Here is a 26,188-nt window from a genome sequence, read left to right as displayed (position 1 = left end):
TAAAGATTCAAAATGGTCGTCCCCGACGGATTTTTATTGTTAGTCGAAACGGAGGTATTCAATGTTCGAAGCAATTATTCTATTTATTTTAGGGGTCTCGGTTCTCGCAGCCGGCTTTTTATCTTTAAAAAGAGAGCTGTCAACTGAATCTGTTTCTATATCTTCCACTGATGAAGCTAAATCCGAATTAAAAAAAATGTTAGATGATCACGGCTGGTTTTACCTGACCGGTATCGCCCTTTTCATGCAATTTATATTTCGCGGATTTCACTTTACATTTGAACACTTTTTTTACGCCTTCATCATTAGCTCTGGAATCCAGTCGATTTTTACTTATTTAATAAAAAGAATTTGGGCTATAAGGTATGCGCGGTGATTGTGGTGAGTTTTTTAGTTATCTATCTTTAAAAAAAGAGTGATGAACACTGTAATCTTGTTCATCACTCTTTCGAATGCCGTTAATTATTTCGCTTCTGAGATTTTTGCAACAATTTGAGCCAATCCTTCTTTAATTGGAGTGAGCGGACGGCCGAGCACTTTTTCAAAATCATCGCTTTCGACTTCAAGTGTGCCTTCACGAATGCCTTTTTGGATATCGACAACCATCGGAATCAGAAAATCCGGTACACCCGCATTTTTCATGATATCGCGATAGGCAGCATCGTCAACATGCTGAACGGATACTTCTTTGCCCAATACTTCTCCAAGGGCTGAAGCGATTTCTTCCTGAGTTAATAGCTTGCCTGAAAGTTCGTAGACGGTGTTTTCGTGGCCTTCGCCGGACAGAACCGCTGCCGCTGCATCCGCGTAATCCTGCTGCAGCGCCCAGCCCACCTTGCCGTTCTCTGCTGACGTCACCCAAGGGGCTCCCGCCAAAACACCTTGAATACTCGACATTTCATTTTCCAAGTACCAGTTATTGCGCAAGAAGGAGTATGGAATCCCCGTTTTCAAAATCGCTTCTTCAGTTGCTTTGTGAGTAGGCGCAAGGAAGTTTTTGCTTTCGCGGGCATTCGCAATACTCGTATAAGCGATAAACCGAACTCCCGCGCGTTCTGCGGCGGCTACCGCATTGCCGTGCTGACGGATTCTCGTCTCATTGTCTCCATCGGCAGAGATGATCAGCAGACGGTCAACGCCTTGAAATGCGGATGCCAATGTTTCCGAGCGGTCAAAATCCCCTTGACGCACATCGACTCCTCGCGCCTGCAGCGCTTCCGCTTTTTCCGGATTGCGCACGCTGACCGCCAACTGATCCGCCGGTACAGTTTCCAGCAGTTTTTTCACAACTTTCGATCCTAATTTTCCAGTTGCTCCTGTTACTAACATTTTCATAATCAAATTCCTCCTAATGTTTTAATGTCGAACTGTAACAAAAAACGTTACACTTGATGTAACTATCATAATTACAAATAGACTGATTGTCAACAGGAATGTCTTTCACTTGGCTAAAAAAATAAAAGTAGACGACATACGCCCTCCTGGCTCTCTTGTCAATATGGAAATAATAGAGTAAGATGTTATCATTGATTTTGGTCGACCAGATACCGTCGACCCTCAGATGATGCGAAATCAGTTATTCATAAAGGGGAAGAAGCAACATGTTGATTGTGTTGGTTATGTTTTTATTAGGTCTTGTACTTGGCTTTGTCGGGGCCGGCGGAGCCGGATTCGTCATCGCACTGTTAACGATGATGTTTCACATTCCGATTCATACAGCATTGGGAACATCTCTGGCCGGTATGGCTTTTACGAGCTTATCAGGAACGTACAGCCACTTTCGCGAAGGAAATATCAAGCTGAAAATCGGCTTAACCGTCGGCTGTTTTGCTGCAATAGGATCCTTTGCAGGAGCTAAACTGACTTCTCTGATACCTTCAAGTTCATTGCACTATATGACCGCAGGAATGTTATTCTTATCGGCCATTCTGATTTTAATCAGATTATTCTTTTTGCAAGAAAAAGAAGCTGACCAGGAAACGAACCTTGCCTTTTGGATCAAGGCCAGTTTATTGGGAATCGTAGCCGGCATCCTGTCCGGAACGTTCGGAATCGGCTCTGCGCCTTTTATTCAAATCGGGTTGATGATGATGCTGAACCTGTCTATTCGCCATTCCGTAGGAACGACGATGCTCGTCATTATTCCGCTCTCGTTAGGCGGTGGGGCGGGCTATATTTCAGAAGGCTTCGTCGATTATGTTCTGTTGGTCAAAATCTTGATCGGTACGATGTGCGGCGCATATGTCGGAGCTAAATTCACCAATGTCCTGCCGAAAGTCGTCTTGAAATCGGGTTTATTTTTAATTCCCACCGTTTCAGGGTTCATTCTCTTATTTTAATTAACTTGGAATGGCTATAGCGGGAGATCACGAAGGAACCTGTGGTAAAATACGAAATGAAAACGAATACGAGGATGAGAAGCGTGATTGAAAAACCAAAACCGTTTTATGAACAATCCTACCATGCGATTAAGCGAATGATATTTGAAGGGAAATTAAAGCCCGGTGAACGAATCGCCGAAGCGAAGTTAGCTAAGGAGCTCGGCGTCAGCAAAAGCCCTTTGAGAGAAGCGATCAGAGTTCTGGAAAAAGAGGGGCTCATCGTCATCGACTCAAGAGTGAAGGTCTATCAGCCGACAATCAAGGACGTTGAAGAAATCTATTTTTGCAGAACGGCGCTTGAATCATTCGCTGCGGGATTGACGGCAAGAATTGCAACGGCAGAGGAACTGAAAACGATTGAAGACATTTTGCAAAAAACGGAGGAAGCCATCCTTCAATCCAAGGATCAAAACACAATTATCCAATTAAATGATACATTTCACGACTTAATTATCCAATATACACGAAACAGTCTATTGCGGAAGCAGCTCAACGATTTGGAAGGATTAATTTATTATTTCCGCATTTTAAATTTTGAAGGAGAAAAACGGGCTGAAGCCATTTTGGAGCAGCATCGGGAAATTTTCCGCCATATGAAACAAAGAGACGACGGGCAGGCATCAAAAGCGATGATTCGCCACCTTAAGCTTGATCTTGACCACTTAGTCGAAGTACTGTCTCACCGCGGGGAAAAATGATAAAGAGGGCTGCCTGTCTTAAGGCGCCCTCTCCTTTTTAATAGAAAGAAACAAATTCATTAACCGGCTTGCGATATCCTCTCAAGCGTCGGCTGCTTTCTTTTTCTTTGCCGATCGTAATCATGAGGACGATTTCATGTGTATCCGGGATCTCTAGCAACTCGCGGACCTGATCGCTGTCAAATCCGATCATTGGGCATGTGTCCCACCCCCGGTTTTTGGCGGCAAGCATAAACATCATCGCAGAAAGAGAAGCATTGCGAATCGCTTCTTCCTTCATGAATGGCTCCCCGCGCGTCTCGTAAAATTGGGTATTGTTTTCAACCATTTCCTGCAGCTCAAAGTCCTTAATAATTCCTAAATCCCTCATGCCTTCGTTGATTTTTTCCGTTTGCCGGTAGGCGTAGCGGTCTCCCGTCACTAAAATCACGGCAGAGGCTGAATGCACTTTATATTGGCCGCTCGCAGCTTCCCTGATTTTTTCTTTTAAATCCTTCTCCAATACCACTTTATACTCTGCGTGCTGCAAATTGAACGCTGAAGGCGCTAGCTTGATATCCTCAAAGATAGGCTCCAAATCTTTCACCGTAATTTGAACATCTTCCAGAAAATTATTTGCAGAGTGACGCGTTTCGATAAGCTCGTTAAATTCCATTTTCAAAAAACTCCATTCATCTATCCTTTTGCATCAATATCCTTACTTTTATGATCGACGATAAGCTACCTATTGTTTAGCGATGCTCACATGAACCAAAGAGAACGCGGCGTGGTGTCGGGCTTCTGTCGATAGACATGCTCAAATGTCTTGTGACCGGCGTCATAGCAGCTTCTGTCACCACATTAATTTTTCCTTCGAACCTTCTATACTCAGCAATCAACCATGCTACGCCAAAATCAAAATGCTATAATTGAGAAAAAATGTGAAAGAAAGCAGCGTGTGAACTATGAAACTATCCTTTTTGCCCAGTAACACTTTTATCGATCCGAACGGTGAGAATATTAAGGAAATATCGATTCTTGTTGATCAAATCGTCAAATTTGTCATTGAGCATGCAAGCAACGCTGGGAATCACCGCACTTTGCCTTCTCCGGAATCATCACATTACGGCGATATACCCGAGACCGGAATCGAATTAGAAGAGCTCTTAAAAAAGTTGCAGGCGATTGTAAAAAACTCCATGAATCCTCTAGGCCCGAATTATATGGGGCATATGGATTCCATACCGACTCTAATGTCTTGTCTGGGCGAATTCGTCAGCACTTCAATCAATAACAATATGCTGAGCCTTGAAATGTCGCCTGTCTTTTCGAAGATGGAAGTACAGCTTTTGGGCACCATTGCCCGTATGTTTGGATATGACGACAACTCAGGGGGTGTGATGACAAGCGGCGGAAGCCTCGCGAATCTTCAAGCGCTCGCAGCAGCGCGAAACAATCAATTGAAGGTAAAGGAATCGGGGTTATTCGGGCTTTCCGGACAGCCGGTCATCTTTGCTTCAGACGTCAGCCATACTTCCTTACATAAAGCAGCGATGCTGTTGGGACTGGGTACCTCCAGCGTAATCCCGGTGAAAAACAGCAGCGATTCGAAAATGGATCTTGACGATTTAAGAAAGAAAATCGAGCAGGCAAAAAATGAAGGCAAGATTCCTTTTGCAATTGCAGCCACGGCCGGAACGACAGTCACAGGAAGCATCGACCCCATTCGATCGATCGCTGACATCGCAAAGGAAAACGGATTATGGCTGCATGTCGACGCGGCATACGGAGGAGCACTCATTTTTTCAGAAGCTTACCGCGATAAGCTGAACGGAATCGAAATGGCAGATTCCATCACATTCAATCCGCAAAAATGGATGTACATTGCGAAGACTTGTGCAATGATTTTATTCAAAAATCACGGCGTTTTGGAAACCGGTTTTCGCATTTCTGCCCCTTATATGAATGAAACAGCCTTTGCTAACTTGGGCGAAATCAGTGTGCAGGGCACGCGGCATGCGGATATCCTAAAGTTATATTTATCGCTTCAGCACATTGGATTAAAAGGCTACAGGGAGCTGTTGCATGAAAGCCTCGCATTAAAAGACGAGTTTACCAAGCAGGTGAAACAGCGCCATTATCTCGAACTGTCCAGCGAGCCGGATACAAACGTTGTCTGCTTTAGAGGCATCCCGCATCACCTTGATGAAGCTCAATGGGATAACTGGAATCTCGAATTGCAGCAGTTTTTGTTGAATGAAGAAAACGTCTTCTTTTCATTGCCTGCATATAGGGGAAACCGCTGGCTCCGTGCCGTTTTGTTAAATCCTTTTATCTCTAATACCCTTATTCAAAGGGTATTTGAAAAAATTGATCAGTTTTATGATCAGGGGATATCGTGTTAAATGAATAAACAGACTTTGAAAAGGAGGAGAAATATGACAAAGAAAATTGGCACAGAAGAAGCCATTCAAAGATGGAATCGATTTGCCGATGCTTATGCTGCCAATCATACCGAACTTGGAGACATCCACAAAGAAGTGTTTTTAAATCCTGCTATTTTTTCTCTCATTGAAACGGTAAAGAATCAACGTGTGCTCGATGCCGGGTGCGGTGAAGGGTATTTCAGCAGGCTGCTGGCCAAGGCCGGAGCCAATGTAACGGCTGTCGATTACTCGCCGAGAATGATCGACATTGCCAAGAAAAGGACGCCGGATGATTTGCCGATTGAGTATCAGCACGGGAACTGTGAAGACCTGAATATGTTGGAAGACAAAAGCTTTGATTTAATTATATCGAATATGGTCATGCAAGACCTTGCGGATTATGAAAAAGCGTTTCAGGAAATGCATCGGCTGCTGACAGACCGCGGATTTTTTATTTTTTCAATTTTGCATCCCTGCTTCATTACGCCGGAAAGCGGCTGGGAAAAAACAAAAGACGGAAAAAAACTGCATTGGAATGTAGACCGGTATTTTTATGAAGGTACATACGAACAAAAGCTTGGCGATCGGGAGAATATGCTGTTCTTCCATAGAACCTTGACGAGCTATATTAACACTTTGAGGAAAACGGGCTTCATGCTCGAAAGCATAGTAGAACCAAAGCCATCAGAAGAAATACTGAAAAAATATCCGTCATTTGCAGAAGATTTCAGATGTCCTGATTTTATCGTTTTTAAATTAAAAAAACATTAAAAGCAAGAATTTGAAACAAGAACGATTATAAGGAAAAAGTATTTATTTATTTTTCTTTTGCAAACTTCAAAAACAAGAAAAATATAACGATTACGATGCAATAATTCAATGGATTTTTAAAAATATTCATATTTAATGATATTTGCAACAAAATCCACAATATAAAAATTACGATTATAGAAGGTAATATTAACTTATTCATATGGAATCACCTTTATATATATCAGATTAAAATAACGAGGGATTTCTCTTTCCCTCGTTATTTTTTTAAACAGTTAATCAAAGCAAGATGCTGCAGCACCAGTCAATCCTCCACCGACGCCACCAACAATAGTTCCTACAAGGCCTGCACTAACCGTTCCAACAATCGGTATCGTTACAGTACCAACAGCTGCTCCTGCTAATCCCCCTGTACCTGCGCCTGTAACAGCTCCTCCAGATGTTCCAAGTACACATTTTGCAACTGATTGTGTTCTGAACATATTGCTGCTATTTCTTTTTATCACCTTTACTAATAGTCCATTATCGTTTTTTTCATATTCTAAATCTACCGGATTATCATTTTTGTCGACAGTACGACTTGGCAATGTCTCTTTTTTGCCAGTGATACTATCAATTACGGTTACATCACCATTTGAATTCATAACAACTTCAGAATGATAAAATGTTAATTCAAGTTCACTGTCATTCATTTTTTTAATTGTTCCTAAACTTTTAGATTCTTCAGCATTAGCCTCAGAAACTGAATTCATAGATAAAATAAATAATAGAGTGAAAGCCGCTAAAAATGTTACCAATTTTTTCATAAAGAAGCTCCTTCCCAATGTCCAAAGCATAAATTAACATAAAAATTAAATAGCTTCCATGGGATTTCAAAAGAAAACTACAAAAATGAACCCTTTTTATTACTATTTGGTGTTAAATTCCTCTAATGAAGTCTTTATTTCTATTTTTATAGAGGAGCCTATTCTCCCTTTGTTATACCAAAATTCCCCTCTATTAAAAATCAAAAATTCGCCATCTCGTCATATTCCATACATTTAAGGCAAGAACGGGATTCCGTTGACCAAGTCTGGAGCTTCTGTAACAGCTGTCGATGAGTTACCGGGAATAGAAAGGCACGCCAAATGATTTGCCGATTGAGTATCAGGATGGGCGCTGTGAAGACTTGAATATTAAAATAAGCATGACGAGCGATATCAACACTTTGATGAAACCAGGCTTCATGCTGTAAGGCTTAATAGAACCAAAGCCAGCAGAAGAGATGCTGAAAAAAATTCGTCATTTGCAGAAGATTTCAGATGTCCTGATTTTATCGTTTTTAAATTGCAAAAGAGCTGAAGCAGAGCTGTTGCCAGTTTCGGCAACGGCCCTCAAACATTTTTTGATGAAAAGGAATTCTAATTAAGGATGGCCTGCCGCGGTTTCATTAAATGTCTTTTCTAAGTGGATGCATTTTCTACAAAACAAAGAATCGCCCTTAGAAATTAAGGCTGTAGATGAAGAATTATGATTTGATGTAGTTATGCTCGTTTTCGCTGCTCGTATGAAAAACAGGGATTATTTTTGAAAAAATGTGTTAAGTTAAATATACACTAATTATAGGAAGAAGGTGATCCCATGCCAAACAAAAGTAAACCCAATAGATTAATCGCTGAGAAGTCACCATACTTACTCCAACACGCCCACAACCCCGTCGACTGGTACCCCTGGGGCGAAGAAGCCTTCGAAAAAGCGAAACACGAAAACAAGCCGGTACTTGTCAGCATCGGTTATTCGACTTGTCATTGATGGCATGTTCATATAGCTACCCGTATAAAAATATGCTACTCTATCAATATACTCTATTACTCAAAAGGTGATGCCATTGGATTTAAAAGAGAGAATCAAACGTGTAGCAATTTATCTCAGAAAATCTCGAAATAATGAAGGGGAAGAATCAGAAGAAACACTCGCAAAACACAGAAAGCGCCTTTTAGACATTGCCAAGAAAAACAATTGGAATTATGAAATTTTTCAAGAAGTCGGAAGCTCAATGGATAACAACCGAGACGAATATAAGAAAATGATTCATAAACTTAACGATGGAATTTTTGATGCCGTTTTATCTGTTAACCTTGCTAGGGTTACAAGGGATGACGCAGAAACACCTAAATTTATGAGTTTACTTCGACAAGAAGACATTCTTTTTGTTACTGATAGTGAAAGGATTTACGATTTAGAAGTTCAAGAGGACTGGCAAGCATTAAAATTTACGGGATTCGTTAACAACTGGGAATATGAAAATATCAAAGCGCAGCTAAGAAAAGGAAAGAAAGACAGCGCCAAAATGGGAAGATGGTCGAACGGTACACCTAATTACGGATACATATATAACCGGCTAGAAAGAAAGTTAGAGATAGATGAAGAAAAAGCCGAAGCAGTGAAATTGGTATTCCAAATGGCCATAGGTGGAATTGGAGCCGATAATATTGCTATCGCTCTAAATCAACTTGGTTATCGCACCAATAGAGGGAAATTTTTTCACGGCCAAAGTATCACGAGAATGATTCGTTCACCTATATACAAAGGTCGGATTGTTTCTAATCGTCTAAAAGGAAGAAATGAATACTACGGCAAAATAAGACCCGAAGACCAATGGATTATTGCTGAAAACGCTTCACCCATCATAATTGATGAAGATACTTGGGACAAAGCAAATAAAGCTTTAGACAGCAGAAAACTTTTGAGTCCAAGAGCAAGAATGCAAAAGCACGGATTATCCACTTTAATAAAATGCGGGGTATGTGGCAAAGCTCATACTATTTCACGAAGAAGCGACAGAGGCGGAATAAGAGTTATTCAATCATGTCGAAAAGTCGACCCGCTCGGAAAAAAGTGTAACAATAGCGGGATAATGTATGACGTAATGATGGAACTTATAATTGACAACATTAGAGAAAAAAGAAAACAAATAGCAGATGAGATTATGAATCTCAAAAATGATAAGCCCGACATAGAAATGCAAGAATTTAAAATAAAACGGACCAAGGAACAAATAAGGAAAATAGAAAAAGCACTGGAAATTATCCAGATACAGCTCGAGGAAGGGCTTATTGATTTAAAACAATTTAGAAACAGAAGAGAAGAACGAAATAACCAACTTCTCAATCTTAAATTAGAACTTAACCGTTTAACAGAATCCAGCCCGAAGGACGAGGTAAAGTCCAAACAGTCCTTTCTCAAAAAAATTGATTCATTCCTTCAAAATTGGAGGGAATTAGATGACACCGACTTGAATAAAGAATTAATGTCTTTTATAGATCAAATCATTTGGCACAGCCCAAGAGATAGCGAATCCCCTCCAACCATGAAAATTTACTGGTTAGAATAAGTACAAAGTGAGCCTTTTCATTTGGCTTACTTTTTTTGTTCAGGTAGCCACCCTATCGGCTAGTTGTAAACTGTCATTTGAATATTTACCAGAAACGAAACCATCATACACTAAAATACCCCACCCTATTAGGATGGCTGACAAGAAGATTATCAATTTGTGCTTCACTGATCAACTCTCCTTTTTGAATTTCTTTTCTAGCTGCGACAACTCTTTTATAATATTTCGAAGATCGAGCAATGTCTCCTCTCTTCAACAACACCTCACCGACTTCAAAAGCAAATTCATCAATATCTCCAAACATTTCATGTGATTCAAAAAAATCAAAAGCCTCATCTATTAAATCATAACACTCTTCACTCAAATATAGACCTCTCAATAAATTAAATTTAGCTATATATTCCGAATTATCAGTCTTCAGAGCGAGGTTAAACCCTTTTTCATAATACGAGTCCCCAGCCTTAAAATCGCCTGCTTTACACATCACATGTGAAAGATTAAATATCGTTTTGAGAAGATAAGGGTGATACTCCTTCTCAAAAAACCTTAGAGCAATTAATAAATTTTCTTCTGCTCTCTCGTACAAGCCCTCAGCATTACAACAAATACCTATGTTTAAATGCGAAACAGCTATAAGATCGCTTCTTTTAATATCTCGCGCAATATTCAGTGATTCCTCAAACTTCAACATGGCTTTTTCATGATCCAACAAATCAATTAAATTACCAGCAATAACAAAGTTGCAATAAATTGTCTTATCTAAATGTGTTTCATATTTATTGTAAATCAAAATGGCTCGCTCAATATAATCAATAGAATAATAAGTTTGTTTCATATAGTAATAAACTTCTGCCATTTTGTAATAAAATTCAGCATGTTCAATTTCATCATCTACAAATTCAAGGGATTTTTCAGCTCTCCTATACGAGCTTATAGCCGCAACTAACTCTTTTTTCCTAAAATCATACATACCCATGAAGAAAAAATAATAGTAGTCCAACATACCATTTAAATGTCCCTCATGCTCTTTTAATGATTCATAGGCATTTCTTAAATCATCTTCATTTTTTGCTTGAATATGACTCACCATCAATTCATGCCTAAAATCTAAAAGCTGGTGGTAATAAATAAACTCCAAATTGCCATTAATGCTCCCTATTAAATATTCAACCTCTTTTTTTAATCTCTCAGCTTTTTCATCAAAGTTATTTTTTATTGCTATATACCATTCATTAAGTTTCTTAGTAATCACGCTATATGAAGTTTGATTCTCATAGGACACACTTCCTCTCAAGAAAAAATTCACCTCATTCCGGAAAAGTTGCACGCCTTTAGATAAAATGTATTATGACAGATGACTCAAACCCACGAAAGGGCATAAAGTAATAGGGATTTCATTACATAAGGTATAAAAGTATTAACATTAGTTTTTTGTTGGAATTTCAAAAGAGGAAACAGTCCCCTTTTTTCTTTTCTCTACTCTTTATTTATTTGCGGGATACCGAAAAAGTTTGGTTTAAAACTTTCAGATTTAAGGAAATATGCTATCATATACAATATATGGATACAGAGAGTGAGGACATGGAAGGGGCAAAATTATGAAACAGAAAATTCCGTCAGAGAATGTTGCCGTTAAGCTTAATGAATGGTATTCCACAATACGCAAAAATCAAGTGACAGATGCGGAGTTTATTAAATCCGAAATAACACATGAACTTGAACAAATGGAAGAAGACCAAAACGTTTTGTTATATTATTCTTTGCTTGAATTCCGCCATAATCTTATGTTGAAAGACTTGAAACCAAACAAAGCAGCAGACATATCGGAATCATTATCTAAAATCGAAGCAAAGAAGGAAGACCTGCAAAACTCTCAAATCGATGAATTGATTAATTATTATTATTGGTTCTTTAAAGGGATGTATGAATTTAAACAACAGAACTTTAACACAGCAATAACCTGCTATAAAATCGCCGAAAAGAAATTAGCCTTTGTTAACTGCGAGGAAGAAAAGGCTGAATTTTATTATAAATTATCTGAAATTTACTATCATTTAAAACAAAACTACATCTCCATGAATTATGCAACGATGGCTCTTGACACTTTTAAAGCCCATGAAACTCTAACAGAAAAAGAAATTTATTGTTACTTTGTAATAGCAGGAAATCAAGTTGACACAATGAAATATAAAGAAGCCTTGGAAACTCTAAAGGCAGCTTTAAATAAAACAAAAACAACTAACAACATTCACTTATTGGCATCTGCTCACTTCAATTTAGGGAACTGTTATTTTTATTTGAATAAATTTTCAGAATCATATGAACATATACAAAAGTCTCTAGCTATTTTTAAAGAAGAAAAGTCAGCATATGAAGCAAAAGCTTTATTCCAATTAATGTACGTTTGTTTGAAACAAGAAGATTTCGTCGAAGCATTAAACCTCTATGAACAAGGTATAAAGTCTTCTCGTGTTATAAATGACAAACCCCATGAAATACAGCTTAACATCTTGAAAAAAATTTACATTGATCATGGTTCTACAGAGGAAGAATTTAAATATCTTGAAAGTAAGGGATTGTATCCTGATATTGAAGAAATGGCCATAGATGCGGCTGAACATTATAATAAGATTGGAAAATTAGAAGAGTCGGTCGAACTTTATCGAAAAGCAATTAAGGCAATGAATATCAATAAAAAGGGAGGAATCGGCCATTTTTTACCGAAAAGCAATTAAGTAATGAAAATTGATGAAAAAGGGAGTTGTTTAATGATGAAGAAATTTTCATTAGGAATGATTACTGTATTATGTCTAGCTGCTTTTGTAACGATCTCAAGCAATTTTGCTCATTCGTCCGAATCACATCAGATTGCAGGCAGAATGATTACATCATCAGTGAACATAGATGAAAGCACATTAACTTAAAAAAGCAGGCGTATGCCTGCTTTTAATTTTTTTTCGACTATAAAACCTGAGTAAATAAGCAATAAAATGAATACAAGAAGGCTAAGACTCCCACGATCAAATTGAATGTATTTAGTTTTCCTTCTTTTTTCCACATCATGAAGAAAAGACCAGTACAAAAAAATCCTATGAACCAGCCAATCGAAATTTGTGCAGCAGCTAAAACGAAACCAATAACCCCTATAACTTGAATCGCCCTATGCGCAAATTCATTCACAAAATATTACCACCTTTGTAAATTTTTAGATTGAAAATTATTTATTTGTCCTTTTTTGTATGATACCATAAATTAGAACTCAAAAAAATGCAAGGGGAGGAATATTTGGTAATGAAAAAGAAACTGTTGGTTCCATTATTGTCCGCATCTCTATTAATTGGAATCGCTTCGCCTTTTGCTAGTGCTAAAACAGCAAGCGCGAGCGAGCAACCAGCTAAAGAAGTTAATAGAGAACCTGAGGTTGTTCTTGTTAAAACCATTAATTATGATGACGACGGAAATCCAATTGTTTTACCTGGCGAAAGTATTCTCAGAGTCAATGAAACTGCGAATGTTCAAGATGTTGATGTAGCAAGTAGTTGGAAATATTGGCGAACAAACAAGTATTCTAATAAAATTGTTTGGACTTCTATTTCCTCTGCTTCGGCCGCATTAGGAGTCTATTTGAAAATCCCACATCTATCACTTGCTGGAATTGTAGGAAACTGGATTATCGCTAATAAAAATAGTTGGATTTACTACACAGATAAAAAATATACGAGAATGTCAGGCTATGTCTTTCAAATAAAACACAATGTAACTTGGTATAAAGACAAAAAGCGCAAAAAGAAACTGCAAACTCAAGTTTACATTACCAATGATTACGGCGGCATGAAATAACATAAAAGCAGGCATATGCCTGCTTTTACTAATTCTCTAATTTCGTTTCTTTTCCTTTCACTTCTTCATAATCTGGCGTTTTCTTATCTAACCCTAAGCGATCGCCCTTCCCGTCACCTGGCATATGATCTAGTTTTTGATAAGATTCTCCGTTTTTTTCATAATATTTAAATGTTGATAATTCACGACTATGGTTTTTCATATAGAAAGCAAACTGTATATACTTTCCTCCGTCAAAAACCCGAATTACAGCATTATCCCTAGTAAAGCCCTCATTATCAGCATTCATTTCCTTTAAGGATTTCTTTTCTTGACTTATCACTTTATCAATTGCTTCATCATACTTATTTCCACTGCAAGCAGTTAATGCAAACATCATGATTAGACTAAGGAAAATAAAAACGTGTCTCAAAATAGCTTCCCCCTCCTTTATCAATTATATATAATTTTTTCTTGTTTTTCCACATTTCATCCATTCCCTTTAATTTGAACATCATCAACCAACCATTCATTATTTACTTTTTTCATTGTCGTCTGAACAATCAACGTTTGATTTGTCGTAACAGAATTTGCTGTAGTAGCCAACTCTACAACATTTAAAAACAATTCACTCGATTCATCAATATTCTTTGAATAACTTTCTAAAGAAAGCAATTCACTTTGTACACTGACTGTATGATTTTCATTTGTACGGGAAGGAAAAGCATAATCCAATCCCTTTTTAGTTGTCAGTTTCTTCACATCATCAAAGCGCTTATCTGCATCAGAATAATTAAAAAACGCTTCAAAAAATGCCTTATTTTTAGAAGCGCTGCCGTCTATCTCTTTCTGATTCATTTTTTTAATATTCTCTTCTAAAATTTGATTTTTCTCAGTCAAATTTTTAAGCTTCAAATCCTGTTGTCTATGAACAAAGAAAGAAGTTATTATAAGCACCAAAACACAAACCGAAGCCCACAACACATGTGTTTTCATTTTTTCACTCCTTAAAATTTTATTCTCCCAAAAGAAACTAGGTGCTTTCGCCAGTAACCAGCTTTCAAGTCTGAATATTCAACCCCGCTGTCATTTGAATTAAACATTTTCCCATCCCCCACATAGATTCCTACATGCGTAATGGCTTTGCCTGCATAAGTACCGCCAAAGAAGACAAGATCGCCGGGTTTTGCCTGTTTTTCACTAATTCTTTTCGTTGCTGAATATTGCTCTTGTGCTGTTCGTGGCAGAGATATTCCAGCTTTAGAATATGACCACTGAACCAAGCCAGAACAATCAAAACCAGTTTTAGGATTCGAGCCGCCCCAAACATAAGGCCGCCCTTCATATTTCAACGCTTCCTTCATAATCGCCTCATAACCATCTATAGAACCGTCTACAGGTTTAACATCTCCCGATCCTTTCAGATAGCGCATAACATGATCTACATATTCAGGATCACCATAACTTCTCCATCCCATTTTAAGTGCCTGTATACGGCTAAATTCTAAGGCGAGTTTTTTTGTATATTTGCCACCATTTTTTTTAACATAATCAATGAACCCCGAACCAAAATTATAAGCTTGTAAAGTAAGTTTAATGTCTTTTCCAGCTTTTATATAAACCTTTTTAAAATGTTTAATACCAACCCTTATTGATTCTTCAGGGTCGGTTATTGTGTTTGGCGGTAGCCCAATACTCTCAGAACTTTGCATAATATCTAAATAGCGCCCACCACTTTCTTGCATGGTGAGCGCCATAATAACATCTACCTGATCAAAAATCCCTTCTTTACGGGCGTATTTTTCAAACACTGCCCTAAAGCGTTCAACTTCTGGACTAATCCCATTAGAAACATATTCACTATCATTCCCACCTATACTATCATTATTAGTATTATTTTTATTGCCTGCTATAATTGCGGCAATGACAATAAACATGATTAGGAATAATAGAATAGGTGAGGAAAACAAGAACCCTATAAAAATCTTTTTCAAGACAACCTCCCCTTTTTAATCATGATCTTTTATCGCTTCTTAACCTATTCTCTGCTTTAGAAGAAGTTCGGCTAGCAATATCGTTTAAGGCAACTGTTTGATCACTTCTTTTAAAGCCTGAATCCTTTGGAGCAACTTTTTTTACAGCTGCTTCCCTATTTACGTGCGTCTCACTGGAAGGATTATTTTGTTTTTCCCCACTAAAAAAATTGCCTGTTTGAACACTAGAAGAAGGTGCGTTCGAACGGACAATTTTCACGTCATTACTATTAACATTTTCTTTATTCAACGTACGAATGTTTTCAACATTTGTTGGTTGATTAATACCCTTTTCCTCTTGTATTTCAGCAAATTGACTCTGTTTTGTTCTTTCAGTTTCTCTTATGTTTTCCTGCACTATCGGTGCTTTTCTAGGGTTATCACTTTTTTGTTCCTGCTGAATATCAACAGTAGAGTTATATTGATTTTGAGAATCATTAAACCGATTTCTTTTCACAAAGTCTTTTTGATCTGTTCGCTCAGCTTCAATTTCAGTATTCCTTATTACTGGAGCACGCTTAAATTGTTCCTCTTCTTTTCGAAGTCCATCATTATCAGAACCATTATTTTGCCCAGGCACTATTCCTCTTTCATTGTCCTGTTTCTTTAAGAGATTATTATGCTGTTCACTCTTCATTGAATGTTGGGGTTTTCTATCTAAAGCCTTCTTATTATCAAGACGGCTAATATTTTGATCTTTTTGTGGAGTTCTTTCAACTGATAAACTCTCTGTTCCTAAAGCTGTAGCATTATTAGACACACTAGGGTCTGATGAATGTTTTAAATCTTCAGGGGTTTTATTATGGTCATTACGGCCAAAGGTTTTATTCCAAACATCTTTAGCTGATTGCCATGAAGGTTGAACAACATTTCTTCTCATGTTCTCCATCATATTATTATCTACGGAAACCACCTTTCCTGCGGTTACAAACTTCACAATTTTATTTCTGTGCTTAAATCCCAGGAAAAGTGTCAAGAAAAGCACTATGACATTCAGAAGATACATTCCAAAATTGTTAGGAGGCAATAAAGTATCTACGATGAAACAAATTACATACACAAACAAAAACACTATTCCTAACATTGCCTTTAATATATAAACGCTTCCTAAACGCCCCAATGAAACAAATCCAGAATATGCGAATTGGGGAATATAAGAAACAACAAAGGCAAATGGAACAAAAAACACAATCACAAGCGCAATGATTTGAAGCAAAAAGTTTAGAAAAGACAATCCCAAAAAAGGAATTCCTAATGCAATTGAAGCAAATAGCCCAATTATTGATTCACCAAACTGATTATACGCATTGCCAGATGTAAGAGCTTCATTATTATATTTATCTATTTCTGTACTTTTTATATATTCAAGCCTTGCCTTTTCTCCATCAGATGACAATTTATAAGATAGTAGTTTATCTACACGATTCAACCCTCCCTTATCATCGCTGCCTTTTTCATTAATCTTCTTTTCGTTCGCTTCACCAAAATTGACAATCATGTAGGGCTTTTTTAAAGCAAGATCAAAATACAAATTACGCATAACCGCAATTGTACCTTCCATTTCCTTTCCCTTTTCAATGTTTGAAGCTTCTACAAATCTTCCTTCATCTTTTGCAATTCCTAGTAGTCCATTACCAGCATTCAATAACTTCCCTTGGGCTTCGACAGACAAAGCGTTCAACGCCTTCATGACATAGCCAGCGTTAGACATATACCAACCGCCAATGATCAAGATCACAAGAAAAAGGATACTTCTTCTCATGGCTTCTTTAGCGCTTCCTCTTACTGCAAACAGATAAAATATATAACCTACGGCGAATATAAAAAGCGCTTCTCCAAAGTTATCTTTCAAGGTTGTATAAACCCTTTTTGAAACATTTGTGATTGAGTTTGCAAATTCATCAATAGGCTGTAAATTATTTAAAATGTCCATTCCCATATCAACCACGCGCACAACATTTCCAGCAGTAGAAAATAACACGTTCGTGAATCCTATGAACGGACCTTTTAACCAGTCATCAGAATCTTCATTATTCGCTTGATAACGGGAAATCGGAAACCGTTTTATTTCCAACTCAACCCCGCCAGCTTTTTCAATTTTGGGCTGCGTCGTTACATCACCGTCAGCAGAGAAAACGGACAATGCCGTGGCAAATGTTAAAAACAGCAGGACAACAGTCGACACTATCAAAATCCTTTTTCTTTTCATGCCGTCCTCCTTAATCTAACCTTGTGATTAAATAAAATTCATATTTTGCATTTTTCAAGTCAGCTTTTTTCAACACTTTATTTTCTGGATATCGCTCTTTCAAACTGAAACAGATAGCCTTTTGATATCTCCTTTGCCTAAAACACTTTCGATTTTGTTCAATCTTGATTCCTAGCAGCTCTTGTAAAAATAGCGCTGTAGACCTGTGACCAATAAAGCTTTTATAAGAACCATTGCATGATGCCAAACATTCATGAACGTCTTCCAAGGAAATTTTCTCTGCTTTATAAATGCCCGGCCATGTCATTATCATTGAATTCAAAAAAGCAATTTCCATATTTTCATCCCCTCTATTAATTATTTTTTCTTTTCTTCATATCCTCTTAAACCATAGAAGGCAGAACATAGAAATCCCCCGTACGCAAGTAAATAAGCTCCTATTGCCCCAAGGATATAATCAGGAAAAAAAACTGCTACAATCCAACAGATGAAACAAAAGAGTATACCAAATCCGACAGTTGATACGTATAAGCACTCGAGCACATCAGACATTGACATCTTTCGACAATCAATAAATTCTTGCAATCTTTTTTTAATAATAAGAAAAAGGACAATCCCTACAATTGCCCATAATAAGAACATATTTAAATCCCTCCATCCGATTACAAGTAATTTTCTTCTGCAAAAGCTACTGCTTTCTTTTCAACAGTTTTTAATGCACCTTCCCATTCCTCAAATAAACATTCAATTGAAATTTTTGACGTACGCCCATAATAATCCTTAAATAAGCATTGACCTTGGAACATAGATTCCAGCATTTTTTTATTTTCTTTCGTGACCTCCATATTCATCCACTTTAAAACTTCTTCACGTTCATTTGGTTCATCAAATGCAAAAGCAACACCAAAGTTACCCGAATCTTCTTCACTCAAAGCATCTTTAGTTGACTGGGAAATGAAGCACAATGAATTGTTATATGATCGACCTATGCGGCGCATTTGTCTATTCACTTTTTTCCCTTGCTTAGATGTCTCAAATATCCACGCTTCATCCATAAATGCTGTTGTTTGCTCATCCCTGTTCATTCCAAACAACTCACAAAATTTCCCTAGCGCAAACATAACCGCACTTGATTTCAATTGTGAAATTGTATAATTCTCGTATTGCTCTGAATGGCCTGGTAAATCTAAATTTTCAACTTCTAAAATGGTTAATCGTTTACTTAAAGATAATGCAGGGTTTGAACCATCATGAATACACAATTTCAAAATGGAATCCTCGACGACTTCGTTTAAATAATCTCCGGCTTTTTTTACAACCAATTCCTCATGATTTTGCATTTCTCTAATGATATTGAGAGAACCAACTTGTTCCCCCCGTTGCTTTCGTTCAATGACTTCAGAGGTTGCCCGCAGAAAGGCTGTATTGACATCATCTTTCCCTTTAAAGTTATACACCTGTTCAAAGATAACTTGCACTAGTTCCTTTGCCTTCATTGGTGGCAAGAATGAAATCGGATCAAGAGCACCCCAATTCTTTTCTTTCTCATGATCTAATGTGATATAGTTATATTTTTCTAAATGCTCCACAAACAGAGGAAAATTCCCTCGGATATATTGGTCGTTCAAGACTCGCCGAACCCATTTTCGCATTTCTTTTTTTGGATCAATATAAAGTGCCTTGACACGAAGAAATGAAATATAGATAAAGAGTAATTTTGCTAGATAAGATTTTCCATTCCCTGTGTCTCCTGTGATCAATATGTGAGGAGATCGTGTCTTTGACCCCTTTATTTGTTGGTTTGCCATAAACGGATGAAATAAGATGAAATCCCGACTTGAATTAATTGCGCTTTCTAAATCAGTATGTTCTATAAATCGGTCAACCCACCCAAGAAAGAAACCAATTTTAGAACCTATATTAGAATTAATCGCAAACAGACATTCAGCTATCCCATCCTGGGTTGTTTTTTGAATCCAATTCTTATCGGTAATATCTATTTTTTCGCCGGGCAGCATCTTATAAAACAAATTGATTTGGTCAGCAACCGGAAGCCTGCATGTAATTCCAGCACCCTTTAAATGCCGTCTTACAATTGTAGCTTTCCTAACGCATTCTTTTTTAGTCTTGCCATGAACAACAATAACGGCCAACCAATTCATTAAATGAACTTCTTCTTTCTTAATTTCATCTTGTAAGTGTCTAACAAGGGTTGCACTTGTAACAGTTGAAACATCACTTCTATCCCCTGTACTTTGCTGTTCAAACTGCTCTTCCTTTAGTTGTTGCTTTTTAATATTTAAAGCCGGCTTGGTTATAGACTTCGATTCAGTTTGTACTTTCATCTGTACTTCTACTGGAAAAGGGAGTGATTGAGCTTCATAAAACAAGTCACTTTCCGCCATATTATGGAGAAATTCGTCAATGACTACAAAAGACACAAAACCCTCGTCTTGATCACTATGAAGATTCAAAACAGATGGGTTTGTTGGGTCTATGATCGTATTTGTAATTGAATCAATTTTTCTCACTACACTTTCTTCTTTTGTTTGATGATTTAAACCACGCACAAAATGATAACGGTTAATATACACCATTTCATTTTCAGAAAGCCTTTCCCCAAGAACAGATGCCATGATATTAGCAAGGTTATCTTCCACTTCCTCATACTGTTTAAAAAAAGAAGTGGAAACATTTTGTTCCCACCCCAACATTTTCACGACTGTATCAGTCGCTGTATTAAAAAGCGAAAGTATATTGTCCTTTATTTCCATACTGATGTTTACTAAGCTATTTTTTAGCTTTACCCCAAAAATAAAATCATATTTCGTCAGTCTACCTAAACGTTGTTCTAGCAGCCTTACCGTTTCTTCATTGTAATAGCGTGCCACGTCAAGAGCATCATCCGCAATGTCCGATTCCAAATCCTTAAATCTTTTATCCAGTTCATATTCACTTGGATACATCATCATATGGAAATCCTCGTAGGAAGTAATTTCTTCAAATAAATGCTGCCACTTCTTTTTATAAGCATTTACCTTTTCTTTATTCTGCATAGGAATCGAATTGCTCTTTATGCGGTAATACGCCCAAACGTCTCCCGTTCTCGTCAACAACAAATTTTTGTGTACTGCCTTCATAGGCGTTTTCATTTTCATTCGGTTTACCCACCACCTTTACAAGTTTACGGAAATCAACATTTTTTTCATTACAAAGATCAACCTTTCGGTCATTGCAATACTTTTTTTGAGGAAGCTTGATCATAAAGTAATACTTCAACAAATCAAAGAAATATAGATATATATTTTTTCCTTCCGGCTTAATTTTTGTCACAAGCACGGTTAAAAAAATTGGAATACCAAAAATCACAAAGATTGTTGAATTTTCAAAAGCGTGAGGAAAAACCTTCCTCACGCCGTACCAGAATCCAAAACAGAGAGCAACAAATAAGAAATAGTTGATTGCTGGTATTAATTCCACCGCAAAAGGCAGTGAATAATTTTCCGTCAATTGCTGAATCTTCTTAGGCTCTCTCATTGCCTTACGATAGTTAAACACTAGACGCCCCATCATTCGACCTCCTAGAGTTTATCAATAAAGTTACCGACCCATCCTGAAAGTGTAGACCAGTGATTCACAGCCCAACCTACAGCACTTGCTACACAGCAAGCAAATACAATTCCACCGACTCTCAGCTTCATTAAATGCTTAGAAGCAAGAAACGCAGCGACAATAAAAGCAAACTGAGCAACAACATCTTTCACCCAACCTTGAATACCTCCAAGAGTTGGAAGCGCACCACCTAAAATAATATCGTTATAGAAATTGAAAAATCCCATTTCAATTAATCTCCTTTCTATTGATGTTTTAATTTATCGACATAATATTGACCGCTGTTTTCAGTTAAACTCAAAGAAAAATTCTCGGTTATTGGTATTTCATTTTCTTTTTCTTTAAATTGGACAACACAAAAAGCTTCGAAACCATTTTTTGTCTCGAAGACTTTTACATTCTTAATTCCACCAAATTTCAGGGTATCACCCAACGCTTCCGGCTCCTTCATCATATAAACCATATCCTCTTTCTTTTCAGAAGCGTATTTTGCAAAGAAGGTTTGAAGGAATTTTTCAATTGCTTCCTTCTTATCTCCAGCGTATTCATCCCTCGTTTCATTTTTATTCTTTAATGTTATGTCACCTCTCAAATCATAAATTTGTGAAAAATAAGGAACAGCAGAGACAGCAAACGAATCACCATTACTTATTACGGGAATGTTCAACAATAATTGTTTTTCAGCCTTTTCATTTTCGGTGACTTTTTCCTTCACTTTCTTTTCCTTTTTTCCATCCTTCACTTTCTTTTCAACCTCTTTTTCTACAGGGAACACATTCGTATATGTTACCTTGTACTGGAAAAGGCTATATTTATCACCTTCTTTCACGTTATATAAACTATAGTCATTTAAAACCCTGTCTCCCTTTACTCCATCTAGTTGAAATCTTTCACTTTCTTCATAATTACTTTCTTTTTGTTTAACCATATATTTTTCAAGATTTTCTTTTCGTTTTTCGATAGATTCATGATCATTTTTCACGTTGACATATTCGTTAATAAAACCCGTCAAAAAGTTTTCTGCCGCAGGGACTGAAACTTCTGGTTTATCCTGTCTGGAAGGCTTAGTTGCATCCACTCGTATATCATTGACAACAGATCGAGTATTTACGGAAAGAAAAGCAGACAACAGAGTAAAAGCCAACAGTACCAGCAGACAAGACCAAACCGAAATAGCAACCATTTTCGATCTATCCCTTGGAACTTTTTTAGTTGTCTTTTCCGGTCTTTGAACACGTTTAATTTTTTGAATTACCGAACTGAAAAAGGACTCTTCTTTTTTTTCAGGCAAACTTTCTTTTTCAGGCAATTTCTTCACCATCCTTTTATTAAGCTGTGCTTTTTTTATTGCTTTCAAGTTTCATATTTTTAGTGAGCCGCATTATTGAACTTGCAATCTTTCCGTAGTTTGGTTCATTCATTTCAGCAACGATAATCTTCATTTTTTTGCCGCCAACATTACACACCTTTACTGTTTCTTTCATTTTAGACCTCGCTTTCTAGTCGTGGTTTTCTTCTGCGTCTTTTCAATTTGTTTAATATTTTCTAAGAATGACAAAAAGGATGCTACACGCGGCAACACCCTTTTTATGCTTTCATTTTCCATATAAACTTTTACGCTTGTCATACGACCGTCAGGCAGATAACGAGTTTTATAAAATGTATATCTGTATTCGGAATACCCTTTTCGGGTCTCACCTTCCACAACCAACATACAATCTCTGCTTAAACTCCTAACAAAGACTAGAGATGGCATACCCACAATAAACCCCAATTTTCTAAAGCGATCGTCTACCGCAGACATCCAACCCACCTCATTTTGGAGGGCTATCATACGCCCTCAAAATTTCAAACTCAATATTAACATCCTCTGTTTCTTCATCTTCATTTTCAAGAATGAAAAAGACAGCAGATACAAAACGTTTAAGATCATCTTTAATGAAGGTATCAATTTCAAGCAAAATCCTTTGACCCTTCTCATAATAAGGGACTGTTTCCATCAGTCTTTCAATGAATCCCTCAGCCAATTGCAATAAACCGATCTTCTCCAACTCACTTTCTAAATATGCCCGATTCAACAAATTTACATTTAACATTTAAACACCTCTTTTTAAATTTCTTGGGCTTTGCCCAAACCCACCAACGTATGCACGTTGGATTGCAAATAATCATTCCCCCCATCCCCCCGATTCTTCGGGGGGCTCCCTCGCCGGTAGGCAGGAACAAACGAAATGTTTGTTCAATGCCAAGAGGGTTTGGGTGGCGCTGAACATGTCAACTCCTTATCCTCACTTCGTTCCGGTACCGTTGACATATACGTTTAATCGCATCACCTGTTTTTAAGAGTGGTAACACCCTATTTTAAAAGGCTTCAAACCACCATATCAGAGATATCCGCCGTAAATACTTCCAGCATCTTTTGTTGTTTATCGGATAATTCAGCTTCTAAAATCATGTCTGATAAGTCACTTCTACCAAGGTGTTTATCAGCTTCTAGAACCATTTTCATGGTGGGTGAACAGGAATTTTTCAGCCAGTTTCTTGATTTTTGATACAGGTCTTTTTGCGGCTTCATGAAAAGATGAAGCTTCCCGACATCGCCTATAAATTCAGACCAAAAAAGGCTCGTTTTCCAATGCTCTCTTGTGACGTTCTCGTCAGCATCAACGAACCTTACATAATTATTTATGATCTGCATAGCAATAAGCGTTAAATCCTTCGTTTTCATTAAGGCTTTTACAGCAGATTGGGACCGATCGTTTTTTAAACGCAATTCATAACGATTCCAGTCGCCTAATTCCTCTAATGGAATATCATATTTTTCAGCCTGTTCATAATTCTTTTCATAAAAGCAGAGGTAAGCGTCCGACTGTTTCGACCCAAAATAGATTGTTGTCCCTCCGGTTTCTCCATCTGCCAAACTGAATGACCCATTGAAATCAGACTTCCGAAAGCGAGAAATACATTCGCCCTTCTGGGCTTTTTTCAACAATTCAGGAATTGAAAAATACGTCTTCTTATCGTCAATCGCTAAATCGAGACGAGTAAACGAGCCACCATTATGCAAACAATCTTGGAAGAAGTCGAACCATGTTTTCTTGCGGCATTTTAAGAATGATTCGAACTGACGACATCCCTGACCAGACAATTCAATCAAAACACCTCTGTTATCGCCTGGTGCTGAATACATAACCTTGATAAAGTCTAATTCGTATGTTCCGACATAGCCGTAAAAGCCGGATGATTTTTCTGCCATGAAATCTTTACTGATGTGAAGGACATTCTCGATAATGTGGTCAACATCATGTGTTTTAAAAGATACTCGGATGTAGTCAACCATTGATGTTAAAGGATTTTCAACGGCTTCATTTTTTTCTTTTACGATTACTACCCCCCTGTTAGCGTGAGGGGGGTTTTTTAGTTCAGTCATTCGCTTCGCTCACTCCTTCACCGCTGGCCGTCTGGTCGCTTTCGCTGCCGCTGGCGACTGCCGTCGCCTGCGCTCCCTCGACTCCAACCAGCGATTCCTTAATTGATGACATAAAGTCGTAACCTTTAGGCACAAACGGACTGTAAAATTCAAATACTGTTCCTGTTCCCATGTCTGCATAACCTCGCCCTGTCACTTTTTTATTCACGAATGCTTTATCACTGTCCCCAAACATCATGCCGTAACCAGTATCAGACATTAAACCTAACGACACACGGAAATTAAACTGGTCCCGTATACCATCAGCCAAATATTTCGCATCTGGACGTTGCGCCCCTAAAACAAGAAAATAGCCCGCTTGCCTTCCAAGCATGACTAACTGTTTCATGTAAGATAGAGCGTCATTTCGCTCTTTCATATCCAGCAAATCCATAAAAGCCACATACTCATCAAAGAAGATAAAAACAGGCTTCAACCCATAATAAGCATAGTTTTCACCCGTTTTATAATTCGGCATTTTCTTCATTTCATCCATTCTCTCCATCATGCCATCAACCGACTTCCTTAAACACATGAGAATGCCGTTCTTCTTCGAATAAACTTTTCCCGGAAACACTTCTTCTAGATCAGCTAAATCTGCATGTTTCGGGTCAAATACCCTTACCTCTGCACCTGAACCGGCACAAGCCTTAATTACCGTCAGCATAAAATACGTCTTTCCACCACCAGTTCCCCCAGCTATAAGCATGTGCGGCAATTTATCAAAATTCCATGCAATATGCTTCATTAATGGAAGAGCGCCTTTTTCAGCCTTCGCTTCATCAATTGAAATACGGTTCTTCTTAACATCATAGAGCAGTTTAAAACAGACAAATCCGTCTTCCATTTCCTTACCGACCAAGTCACAAAATAAGCCGTTCTCTAAATCTTTTCCCAATTCAAGAAAACGATTTTGAAAACGGCTCATATCCATTGCAACACGAATAAATATATAGTTGTCTTTCACCCGATAATAAATTTTAGGAAAGTATGTGATCTTTTCCTTCGTGGTCGTTCCGTTCGAAAAAAACTTCTTCACTTGAACATTTTCTTTTTCATAAAACTTATTTGAAAAAATCATTTTTGCAATCTTCTGCCTGTGGAGCAATTTTTTGTAGAAATCAAAAAGCAAGAAATAAGCTAAAGCAATACATGCAGACGCAATAAGCACAGAACACATAATACTTTTGCCGATCAATGGTACATTCCACTCGAAATGTTCTACAGTTTCCACAATGTTCAAATGAATCAAATGATCTTTCCAAAAGAAAAACATAGATATTAAAAAAGCAGGCACAAATATTAATGCGCCTGCCAGTTTAATGTTATTCCTCATAAATGGCCGAATACGTTTCCCTCTATACTTCCATAATCTTTTTTCAAGAAAATTCTTCATACGGATCACCCGTTATACTTAA

At 37.6% G+C, this 26,188-nt stretch carries 29 protein-coding genes and 1 pseudogene; 9 read left to right on the top strand and 21 right to left on the bottom strand.

Annotated features, from left to right (window positions below):
* The first annotated feature begins 61 nt into the window (after positions 1-61).
* Positions 62-376, top strand: a complete 315-nt coding sequence (locus CP943_RS01605) for a hypothetical protein (RefSeq protein WP_234026552.1) — start codon at positions 62-64, stop codon at positions 374-376.
* 86 nt (positions 377-462) lie between these two features.
* Here CP943_RS01605 and CP943_RS01600 read toward each other — a convergent pair whose 3' ends face one another.
* Positions 463-1,335 (bottom strand): SDR family oxidoreductase, encoded by an 873-nt coding sequence (locus tag CP943_RS01600; RefSeq protein WP_105980669.1) that lies wholly within the window; start codon positions 1,333-1,335, stop codon positions 463-465.
* A gap of 266 nt (positions 1,336-1,601) precedes the next feature.
* On the opposite strand from CP943_RS01600, the gene CP943_RS01595 reads away from it, so the two are divergent.
* A complete protein-coding gene (locus CP943_RS01595) occupies positions 1,602-2,339 on the top strand; it encodes a sulfite exporter TauE/SafE family protein (protein ID WP_079289389.1) in 738 nt (245 codons plus the stop codon).
* Positions 2,340-2,413: 74 nt separating this feature from the next.
* A complete protein-coding gene (locus tag CP943_RS01590; RefSeq protein WP_035339256.1) occupies positions 2,414-3,079 on the top strand; it encodes a GntR family transcriptional regulator in 666 nt (221 codons plus the stop codon).
* A gap of 37 nt (positions 3,080-3,116) precedes the next feature.
* Here CP943_RS01590 and CP943_RS01585 read toward each other — a convergent pair whose 3' ends face one another.
* A complete protein-coding gene (locus CP943_RS01585; protein WP_020449953.1) occupies positions 3,117-3,734 on the bottom strand; it encodes a nitroreductase family protein in 618 nt (205 codons plus the stop codon).
* Between the two features lie 289 nt (positions 3,735-4,023).
* On the opposite strand from CP943_RS01585, the gene CP943_RS01580 reads away from it, so the two are divergent.
* Both CP943_RS01580 and CP943_RS01575 read left to right on the top strand, forming a co-directional pair.
* A complete protein-coding gene (locus tag CP943_RS01580; RefSeq protein ID WP_105980668.1) occupies positions 4,024-5,463 on the top strand; it encodes a pyridoxal phosphate-dependent decarboxylase family protein in 1,440 nt (479 codons plus the stop codon).
* 33 nt (positions 5,464-5,496) lie between these two features.
* Positions 5,497-6,255 carry a class I SAM-dependent methyltransferase gene (locus CP943_RS01575; protein WP_105980667.1) on the top strand — a complete coding sequence of 253 codons (759 nt, stop codon included), beginning with the start codon at positions 5,497-5,499 and terminating at the stop codon, positions 6,253-6,255.
* Between the two features lie 46 nt (positions 6,256-6,301).
* Here the strand turns inward: CP943_RS01575 and CP943_RS22565 are convergent, their stop codons facing one another.
* Together CP943_RS22565 and CP943_RS01570 are read right to left on the bottom strand one after the other, a co-directional pair.
* Entirely contained in the window at positions 6,302-6,457 is a 156-nt protein-coding gene (locus CP943_RS22565) for a hypothetical protein (RefSeq protein ID WP_026580436.1), read from the bottom strand.
* A 73-nt stretch (positions 6,458-6,530) separates the two neighbouring features.
* Positions 6,531-7,061 carry a hypothetical protein gene (locus CP943_RS01570; protein ID WP_043054026.1) on the bottom strand — a complete coding sequence of 177 codons (531 nt, stop codon included), beginning with the start codon at positions 7,059-7,061 and terminating at the stop codon, positions 6,531-6,533.
* An 814-nt stretch (positions 7,062-7,875) separates the two neighbouring features.
* Between CP943_RS01570 and CP943_RS01565 the strand changes: the two are divergent.
* A pseudogene (locus CP943_RS01565) lies at positions 7,876-8,043 on the top strand (DUF255 domain-containing protein); the annotation flags it as partial.
* A gap of 79 nt (positions 8,044-8,122) precedes the next feature.
* Positions 8,123-9,628 (top strand): recombinase family protein, encoded by a 1,506-nt coding sequence (locus CP943_RS01560; RefSeq protein ID WP_105980665.1) that lies wholly within the window; start codon positions 8,123-8,125, stop codon positions 9,626-9,628.
* 103 nt (positions 9,629-9,731) lie between these two features.
* Here the strand turns inward: CP943_RS01560 and CP943_RS01555 are convergent, their stop codons facing one another.
* A complete protein-coding gene (locus CP943_RS01555) occupies positions 9,732-10,922 on the bottom strand; it encodes a response regulator aspartate phosphatase (protein WP_105980664.1) in 1,191 nt (396 codons plus the stop codon).
* Between the two features lie 304 nt (positions 10,923-11,226).
* Between CP943_RS01555 and CP943_RS01550 the strand changes: the two genes are divergently transcribed.
* Complete coding sequence (locus tag CP943_RS01550; RefSeq protein ID WP_076793016.1) at positions 11,227-12,363, top strand: response regulator aspartate phosphatase; 1,137 nt, start codon at positions 11,227-11,229, stop codon at positions 12,361-12,363.
* A gap of 226 nt (positions 12,364-12,589) precedes the next feature.
* Here the strand turns inward: CP943_RS01550 and CP943_RS01540 are convergent, their stop codons facing one another.
* A complete protein-coding gene (locus CP943_RS01540) occupies positions 12,590-12,808 on the bottom strand; it encodes a hypothetical protein (protein ID WP_105980662.1) in 219 nt (72 codons plus the stop codon).
* A 111-nt stretch (positions 12,809-12,919) separates the two neighbouring features.
* Between CP943_RS01540 and CP943_RS01535 the strand changes: the two genes are divergently transcribed.
* The gene (locus CP943_RS01535; RefSeq protein ID WP_105980661.1) at positions 12,920-13,468 is read left to right on the top strand and encodes a hypothetical protein; all 549 of its coding nucleotides are present in this window, start codon (positions 12,920-12,922) and stop codon (positions 13,466-13,468) included.
* A 28-nt stretch (positions 13,469-13,496) separates the two neighbouring features.
* On the opposite strand, the gene CP943_RS01530 is transcribed toward CP943_RS01535, so the two are convergent.
* From CP943_RS01530 to CP943_RS01465, 15 genes are all read right to left on the bottom strand, one after another.
* Complete coding sequence (locus tag CP943_RS01530) at positions 13,497-13,880, bottom strand: cystatin-like fold lipoprotein (RefSeq protein WP_105980660.1); 384 nt, start codon at positions 13,878-13,880, stop codon at positions 13,497-13,499.
* Between the two features lie 56 nt (positions 13,881-13,936).
* Complete coding sequence (locus CP943_RS01525; protein WP_105980659.1) at positions 13,937-14,443, bottom strand: hypothetical protein; 507 nt, start codon at positions 14,441-14,443, stop codon at positions 13,937-13,939.
* Between the two features lie 11 nt (positions 14,444-14,454).
* A complete protein-coding gene (locus CP943_RS01520; protein WP_407640590.1) occupies positions 14,455-15,384 on the bottom strand; it encodes a bifunctional lytic transglycosylase/C40 family peptidase in 930 nt (309 codons plus the stop codon).
* A 76-nt stretch (positions 15,385-15,460) separates the two neighbouring features.
* On the bottom strand, positions 15,461-17,689 hold the full coding sequence (locus CP943_RS01515) for a CD3337/EF1877 family mobilome membrane protein (RefSeq protein WP_105980657.1): 2,229 nt from the start codon (positions 17,687-17,689) through the stop codon (positions 15,461-15,463).
* Between the two features lie 10 nt (positions 17,690-17,699).
* Positions 17,700-18,026, bottom strand: coding sequence for a YddF family protein (locus tag CP943_RS01510; protein ID WP_105980656.1), 327 nt, complete (start codon positions 18,024-18,026; stop codon positions 17,700-17,702).
* Positions 18,027-18,046: 20 nt separating this feature from the next.
* Positions 18,047-18,331 (bottom strand): hypothetical protein, encoded by a 285-nt coding sequence (locus CP943_RS01505; RefSeq protein WP_105980655.1) that lies wholly within the window; start codon positions 18,329-18,331, stop codon positions 18,047-18,049.
* A 20-nt stretch (positions 18,332-18,351) separates the two neighbouring features.
* Positions 18,352-20,847, bottom strand: coding sequence for an ATP-binding protein (locus tag CP943_RS01500; RefSeq protein WP_158700701.1), 2,496 nt, complete (start codon positions 20,845-20,847; stop codon positions 18,352-18,354).
* Positions 20,735-21,259: a conjugal transfer protein gene (locus tag CP943_RS01495; protein WP_105980653.1), complete on the bottom strand. Its 525-nt coding sequence runs from the start codon at positions 21,257-21,259 to the stop codon at positions 20,735-20,737. The genes CP943_RS01500 and CP943_RS01495 overlap by 113 nt, the downstream gene beginning before the upstream one ends.
* Before the next feature lie 11 nt (positions 21,260-21,270).
* A complete protein-coding gene (locus CP943_RS01490) occupies positions 21,271-21,528 on the bottom strand; it encodes a hypothetical protein (RefSeq protein ID WP_105980652.1) in 258 nt (85 codons plus the stop codon).
* Between the two features lie 17 nt (positions 21,529-21,545).
* On the bottom strand, positions 21,546-22,610 hold the full coding sequence (locus tag CP943_RS01485) for a conjugal transfer protein (RefSeq protein WP_407640588.1): 1,065 nt from the start codon (positions 22,608-22,610) through the stop codon (positions 21,546-21,548).
* A gap of 19 nt (positions 22,611-22,629) precedes the next feature.
* Positions 22,630-22,785: a hypothetical protein gene (locus CP943_RS22375; protein WP_164943111.1), complete on the bottom strand. Its 156-nt coding sequence runs from the start codon at positions 22,783-22,785 to the stop codon at positions 22,630-22,632.
* Positions 22,782-23,105: a hypothetical protein gene (locus tag CP943_RS01480; RefSeq protein WP_105980650.1), complete on the bottom strand. Its 324-nt coding sequence runs from the start codon at positions 23,103-23,105 to the stop codon at positions 22,782-22,784. Before CP943_RS01480 ends, CP943_RS22375 begins: the two co-directional genes overlap by 4 nt.
* A 10-nt stretch (positions 23,106-23,115) precedes the next feature.
* Positions 23,116-23,397, bottom strand: coding sequence for a hypothetical protein (locus tag CP943_RS01475; RefSeq protein ID WP_158700700.1), 282 nt, complete (start codon positions 23,395-23,397; stop codon positions 23,116-23,118).
* 275 nt (positions 23,398-23,672) lie between these two features.
* Positions 23,673-24,731: a replication initiation factor domain-containing protein gene (locus CP943_RS01470; protein WP_095646284.1), complete on the bottom strand. Its 1,059-nt coding sequence runs from the start codon at positions 24,729-24,731 to the stop codon at positions 23,673-23,675.
* A complete protein-coding gene (locus CP943_RS01465) occupies positions 24,724-26,166 on the bottom strand; it encodes a DNA translocase FtsK (protein WP_105980648.1) in 1,443 nt (480 codons plus the stop codon). The genes CP943_RS01470 and CP943_RS01465 overlap by 8 nt, the downstream gene beginning before the upstream one ends.
* Positions 26,167-26,188: the final 22 nt, after the last annotated feature.

This window comes from Bacillus paralicheniformis (assembly GCF_002993925.1).
GTDB classification, from domain to species: Bacteria; Bacillota; Bacilli; order Bacillales; family Bacillaceae; genus Bacillus; species Bacillus paralicheniformis.
Note: the sequence above shows the minus strand (reverse complement) of the source record. Positions and strands in the feature narration are given on the sequence as shown.